Origin of the sequence: Paracoccus sp. (in: a-proteobacteria) (genome assembly GCF_047605025.1) — a bacterium.
GTDB lineage: Bacteria > Pseudomonadota > Alphaproteobacteria > Rhodobacterales > Rhodobacteraceae > Paracoccus.
Genome location: NZ_JASGGO010000005.1, coordinates 139,193 through 145,246 on the forward strand (window position 1 = coordinate 139,193; position 6,054 = coordinate 145,246).

At 54.1% G+C, this 6,054-nt stretch carries 7 protein-coding genes; 3 read left to right on the forward strand and 4 right to left on the reverse strand.

What is annotated here, in order from left to right; all coding sequences use genetic code 11:
• Positions 1 to 104: 104 nt before the first annotated feature.
• Both QM682_RS05030 and QM682_RS05035 read right to left on the reverse strand, forming a co-directional pair.
• Positions 105 to 563 carry an IS66 family transposase gene (locus tag QM682_RS05030; protein WP_415127722.1) on the reverse strand — a complete coding sequence of 153 codons (459 nt, stop codon included), beginning with the start codon at positions 561 to 563 and terminating at the stop codon, positions 105 to 107.
• Positions 564 to 742: 179 nt separating this feature from the next.
• Positions 743 to 1,261: an antirestriction protein ArdA gene (locus tag QM682_RS05035; RefSeq protein WP_415127724.1), complete on the reverse strand. Its 519-nt coding sequence runs from the start codon at positions 1,259 to 1,261 to the stop codon at positions 743 to 745.
• Between the two features lie 223 nt (positions 1,262 to 1,484).
• Here QM682_RS05035 and QM682_RS05040 point away from each other — a divergent pair, with 223 nt between their 5' ends.
• Both QM682_RS05040 and QM682_RS05045 read left to right on the forward strand, forming a co-directional pair.
• Positions 1,485 to 1,934: a hypothetical protein gene (locus QM682_RS05040; protein WP_415127726.1), complete on the forward strand. Its 450-nt coding sequence runs from the start codon at positions 1,485 to 1,487 to the stop codon at positions 1,932 to 1,934.
• Entirely contained in the window at positions 1,885 to 2,898 is a 1,014-nt protein-coding gene (locus QM682_RS05045) for a hypothetical protein (protein WP_415127728.1), read from the forward strand. The genes QM682_RS05040 and QM682_RS05045 overlap by 50 nt, the downstream gene beginning before the upstream one ends.
• A 584-nt stretch (positions 2,899 to 3,482) precedes the next feature.
• Here QM682_RS05045 and QM682_RS05050 read toward each other — a convergent pair.
• Positions 3,483 to 4,217, reverse strand: coding sequence for a hypothetical protein (locus QM682_RS05050; RefSeq protein ID WP_415127730.1), 735 nt, complete (start codon positions 4,215 to 4,217; stop codon positions 3,483 to 3,485).
• 373 nt (positions 4,218 to 4,590) lie between these two features.
• Between QM682_RS05050 and QM682_RS05055 the strand changes: the two genes are divergently transcribed.
• Positions 4,591 to 5,145, forward strand: a complete 555-nt coding sequence (locus QM682_RS05055) for a recombinase family protein (protein ID WP_415127732.1) — start codon at positions 4,591 to 4,593, stop codon at positions 5,143 to 5,145.
• A gap of 25 nt (positions 5,146 to 5,170) precedes the next feature.
• Here QM682_RS05055 and QM682_RS05060 read toward each other — a convergent pair.
• Positions 5,171 to 6,054: hypothetical protein (locus QM682_RS05060; RefSeq protein WP_415127734.1), on the reverse strand; the 884-nt coding region annotated here is incomplete at its 5' end.

Here is a 6,054-nt window from a genome sequence, read left to right on the forward strand (position 1 = left end):
TTGCGTCGCAAATATGCTGAGCAAGGACGGGACGCTTCGCAGCGTCATTATGCTTAAAAGACTGCTGCTTTGATTGTAAGCGTTCGCAGGCGACCACGGTCGGCTTAGCTTGCCGGCTTGAAGTTCCACGGCAGCAGGTTGTCGGGACGGCTTTGTGGATGGCCGCTGGCGATGGCGGTGAGCGTGGCCTTGGGGTAGTCGAAGGGCTCGACGCCGTTGATCTTGCAGGTCTCGATGAGCGAGGCGATGCGTCCCCAGGCCATGCCGCCTTCGTCGTGACCGGCGAAGAGTGCATCCTTGCGATTGAGGGCCATCGGGCGGACGAGATTCTCGACCCGATTGGAGTCGATCTCGACACGGCCGTCGGCCAGGAAGGTTTGCAGCCCGTCCCATTGGTTATGGATGTAGGTCAGCTTTTCGCCCAGGCGGGATTTGGCGGAGATTTTCCGGCGCTGTGCCTGAAGCCATTCGCCGAAGGCTACCGCCAGCGGCGCGGTGCGGGCCTGACGGGCAGACAGGCGCTGCCCGGGCGAGACGCCGCGGATAGGCCACCGCGCCACCATGCCCTGCGACCGTTCCAATGGGGATATGGTGCGAGCGGTAGCCCGTTTCCGTGACGGGCAGCGGGGTTCTGTCCCCGCTGTCCAGTTCGATGTGATCGACCACGCCGAATTTCTCCGGCGTGAAGGTGATGTCGATGCGGATGCCGCGCCATGTGATGCTGTGTGTCTCGGTGCGCATGTTAGTGGCTCCAAAACACATGGACTTGCTCGAAGCCCGTTTCGATCACGAAGACGTCGGAGATTTCCAGATCACGCGCCATGCGGTCATAGTCGATGTAATAGCGCAGGTTCTCGGGAACTTCGCCCGTTTCCTCGGTGATCTCCTCTGCGAAGTCGGCTAGCGACCGATATGCCCCCGCATAGGTTTCCTCGATGGCGCGGCGGGCATCACCCAAATCGCGGAAACGCTCGACCAGCTTGCCGCCGATCTCGCCATGTTCGGCGATGAACACCGACAGTTCCGCCACCTGTTCCAGCCCCATGTATTCGGACAGGGGCGCACCCTCGAAGCCCTCATAGTCGTGGATTGCCCATTCCTCTGCATCCTCCACAGGGGAAGCCGCCAGCATCGTGTGGACATCCGCGTAAATGTCGTAAGCCTGCTGCTCGGCATTGATCCATGCGCCATGCAGGTAGCCGCTGTTATAGGCGGCCAGACAGGCCACATAGATTCTAATATCTCCTTTTGATTGTTTCACTTTTTCTTCCTCTCTCTTTTTGCTGGTTGCGCATGCAACCGGAACGAGGCCCGCGCCGGTGAGCGGGGGAAGCGGTCAAGACCCGTCTGGCGTGAGGGGCATCGCCCGTCCTGCACAAGCGCACAGCGCGCGGAAGGATGGGGACACGCGCCGGACGCGCCCCAACGGGGCGTTCAGGTCTTAAGGGCTGGGGGTCAAGACCCCCTCTTACAGAAGAAAACAGGTGTCAGCCCGTCTGGGCTGGCCGATGAAAACGTTTAGTTCTATGAAATTAGGTGGCTTAGGGCATTCAGAATGCGGGCGGGATCGATCCAAGATGCAAGCAAAGAACTACCATCAACCAACGTGGGAAAGAATTGCGGTTTTCATTTCTGGATTGGTGATGATTGGCGCTTTGATTTGGATTGCCATTATAGTTCCGAATCCAACTGATTTTCAGTATACTGTTTTTAGAATTGTTCTCGGAATTTCTGGTGCTGCGTTGGCGGCATTAATTCCAGGATTTATTGACTTAAGGTATAAGAATGTCATTCGCGCGGGCGGGGCGATGGCCGTTCTTGTTATAATTTACTTCTTTCCTGTCGCCTCGCCGACGTCCTCATCATCTGCCAATGGAGACTGCAATGTTATTGGGGAAAGCAGGAACAACAACATCAACTGCAACAATAATTAGCTTTTTCCTATTTCTCGCACCAAGGATCGCTCTCGCTCAAGATATTGAGGTGACGGGGAGCTGCAACGTAATAAATTCCAGATCGGAAAACATAAACAACGTAACATATTCAATAAACTGCAACAACATCTCAACCGGCGCGGCAGACAGAATAGAGCAGGTTCTTAAATTAATAGAGTCGGCCTCCGAAAATTTTGCAGGCAATGAATTTGAAGACAGTCTATATACTTTACTTAAAAACTCAGAATCCGGGCTGGCTGAGCTAAAGAAGTCGCGAGCGCCTCATATAAAGATTTCCCTTACTAGATACGATGACTGTGATGATTGCCCGGAGGTCATAGAAATAAGAAACACCGGAGGAGAGATGCGAAGGATAAGTGATATATTAATTATTAATCTAGTTAGCATTAGGATAATAACGTCAGGCGAAAATTCAGCTTGCCCATTTCAGGGCGCATGCCCGAAAAATAATTGGATAGATATTGATTATCCGCAGCGCATGCGCACCCTTTTCGATGATCGCTCATTTTTTGAAGGTGACATCATACTATACGAGGGGTTTAGTTCGGATGAAATAGGGCAGGAAATTTTTGAACGAGATGTTTTTAAGGTTTATCAAAAAAGAGAGAAGCATGAGAGGCATATTGATATTCCTACAGATGTGCTCAAATTGTGTACGATATTCGAATACAGCATTGGGATAAAGGTTTCAATGGTCACCTACCACGGAAATGCATACGATGAATATTTTTCCTACAAAGTCAATCGCACTGAAAGTGGCGTCGAGTTTTCAATAGATAAATTCTCGATGGGAAAGGATGGATTTGAAAAAATTCAAAAAATCCATGATGCGTCAAAATCCGCAAGAAGCTGGGCTGGCGGAGAAACTGAAAACTCATCGTTTGCGGCTATACTTATGTGGGAAAGAAGTGTGTCGAATACCGCTGGAGAGCGCCGCCGATAGTTAATTATAACTTGAATGTAGAGCGGCACAGGACACTCCTGATCGGGTTCAGCGCCGACGCGCTGGCGGCATCCAATCGGCGGACGGTTGGTCAGGGATGCAAGGGGCAGGAACGCCCTTTGCTCGGTGGGAAGGTTCCTAGGAAGGGCAGCGGCGAAACGCTCCCGTTATTGGTCTCAATGAAGTCGTCTCCATGAAATGGTCTGGGGTCTTGGGGGCAGGAACGCCGCCCAAGTTGATGGGTGCAGGGAGAGCGAAGTCTCCTTGCGAGTGGGGTTCAGGGGAGCGCGATAGCTCCGATGATCCATGGTTCGGTGCAGGTGGAGAGGGACGTCTCCAAGCCCTGCGAGTGATGGAACGGTGATACGTTCCGTTGGCTCTGGAATGGGGTCAATCCCCTGCAAGAGCCAAGGCCGGAGGGATGCAACGGGAACGCGCAGCGGGTCCCCTTGCCAAGATGGTGTTGTACTACAACACACATCTTGCCCATCGCTGAAAGGCTGGGAAACCTCAATTATTGACACCGAAGCGTAATAATCAAACCTGTCTGACGCGACCTATTGTTCAGAAATTCTCTGGCATCGTCATGGACAGGAAGAGGTCATGATACGGTTGGCACCGTTCTGCGCCACGGCAACAAATTGCCCACCGCCATATGTCACGGAAGGCCAGACATTGGCTTCTGGTGCAGCACGCACCGTCCAGTTTACACCGTCAGGCGAGGTCATGATCCGGTTGCTGCCGTTCAGCGCCACAGCAACGAATTGCCCGCCACCATGGGTCACGGAATTCCAGAAATTATTTTCTGGCGTTGCGCGCGCTGTCCAGTTTACGCCGTCAGGTGAGGTCATGATCTGGTTGGCACCGTTCTGCGCCACGGCAACGAATTGTCCACCGCCATACGTCACGGAAGACCAGACATTGGCTTCTGGTGCAGCACGCACCGTCCAGTTCACACCGTCAGGTGAGGTCATGATCTGGTTGGTTCCGTTGGTCGCCACAGCAACAAACTGTCCACCACCATGGGTCACGGAATACCAGTTATTATTTTCTGGTGCTGCGCGCACTGTCCAATTTGCGCCGTCAGGGGAGGTCATGATACGGTTGGTTCCGTTGGTCGCCACAGCAACGAATTGTCCGCCGCCATAGGTCACGGAAAACCAGTTATTGGCTTCTGGCGCAGCACGCGCCGTCCAGTTTTCAGCGGTGCATTCTGGTAACCCGCATCTATCCCCATCAGGACAGACAGGCCGGTGAAAGGCTATCCACCCTTCTGGGGTACATCCCTGAAATGCGCCGTAGGTCACATTGTAATTCATTTCACCCAATACACCATCAGGTGAGGTGCAGCTCTGCTGCCATGGCGGAAACCGGGAGTATTGTCAGCATAAACAATAGAAATAATTTTAGAATATTGATATGAAAAATGTGTGAAAATTACGCACGCATTAAGGTTCCCTTTTGCGCGAAATTTTATCACGATTCGCGCCCGTTGCAAAACAATTCAAACCGCGACCAAGTTCTGGCCTTTGGAGAAACACCTCAGCCCCGGATCAGCGAATTTTGCAAAATCATTCACCCGTCCAGCGACAGGGGAAATGGAGCCATTTCGCGTCGACTTATCCGCATGTTTTCCATTGAGGATTCCCTGAAAGACTTTCCATGAATCATACTGCAAGGCGGGATGCCCACATGAAAGTTGGATATGCCCGTGTTTCCACAGAGGAACAAAATCTTGATCTGCAACGCGCCGCCTTACGGCTGGCGGGATGCCGGATGGTATTTGAGGATCATGCCGTTTCTGGTGCTACACATGAGCGCCCCGGACTGGCACAGGCGATGGATGTCCTCGGCCCCGGTGATGTGCTAGTCGTCTGGAAACTCGACCGTCTCAGCCGCTCGCTCGCACATCTGGTCAAGATCATTGACGAGTTGGGACGGTGCGGCATCGGCTTTGCCTCGCTTACCGAATCTATCGACACCACGTCTCCCGGCGGGCGCTTCCTCTTTCACATCATGGCCGCACTGGCCGAGTTTGAGCGGGCGCTGATCGCCGAGCGAACCCGCGCGGGTATGGTTGCCGCACGAGAACGGGGCAAGACCCTCGGTCGCCCCCGCAAGCTCTCGGATACGGCCGTCGCGCAAGCCCGCCTTGCGGTAGCAGAGACGGGCAAGCCGGTCGCACGTGTCGCCTCTGAAATGGGGGTAGATGCCAGCACCCTGCGTCGGGCGTTCAAACGGGGCTGAAGGATTGCGTTGCGCGGCGAAGAGATCAAGTCATTTTCTTGTGCGCGCCCCTGCGATCTACACGGATTGGGTTTTGGACGAGATGATCGAGAATGAGGTTGCTGGCGTACTTCCTCGCGTTATTCACCGCCGCGACCGCGTGGTGCCTGTCCTTGCCAACCATCTCTTTCATATATTCCGCGCGGGCGTCATGGTCAAGATTGCCGGAGTTGTTTCGATGAACGAGCGACCTAACCGCCAGAAAATGGCCCATATTCAGATCGAATGCGCGCCACACAAGCGCATACGCCATGCGGGCGATAAATATATCAACATACTGATGCCGTGGCTTGCCGAACCTGGCGGCGTATTCCATGGCATAGCGGAAAAAATGCACCTTTTTGGTGAGCGTGCTGTCCCGCAGCGTGCCGGGGCAGGATGAGCAGGATTTCTTGAGGCCGATGCGCGTGTGGCATTCTTGCTCCAAGGGATGCGGTCTAAAGTTCTGGATAGGTCGGGCAAAGCCGTATCGCTCAACGAACGGGTTTGGCGGCAAGTGCTGAGGACAATTGAAAAGACAGGCCACCTCTGCGTCAAGCGAAAGTTCCGGCCCTGTTGTGCGCAGGCCCCGGCTGTTCTTTGCCCTTGGAATACGAAGAACACACTCGATGACGTTCGGTATCTCGTTGATAAAGGGAACGTGCTTCCGGTTCAGGCTGTAGCTGGACAGTTGAAACAGGTGGAAGATCGGCCAGCCGTCGAACTCGAAATACATGCGGCGTTCGATCTGGGCTAGAACCGGACGCAGCGCTTGCGGGCTACGGCGGATCGCGGTGGCGATCTCGCCATAGGTGTTGAAGCGCACAAGGCCGAGCACCATCGTATCAACCTCGTACGGCGTCAACTTGGAGCTGGCGATGTAGGGATTTG

What these genes read in the sequence shown, in the direction of transcription:
- QM682_RS05045 (WP_415127728.1), top strand. Translation starts at nt 1,885, where the DNA reads ATGTTATTGGGGAAAGCAGGAACAACAACATCAACTGCAACAATAATT.
- QM682_RS05050 (WP_415127730.1), bottom strand. Translation starts at nt 4,217, where the DNA reads ATGAATTACAATGTGACCTACGGCGCATTTCAGGGATGTACCCCAGAA.
- QM682_RS05055 (WP_415127732.1), top strand. Translation starts at nt 4,591, where the DNA reads ATGAAAGTTGGATATGCCCGTGTTTCCACAGAGGAACAAAATCTTGAT.
- QM682_RS05030 (WP_415127722.1), bottom strand. Translation starts at nt 563, where the DNA reads ATGGTGGCGCGGTGGCCTATCCGCGGCGTCTCGCCCGGGCAGCGCCTG.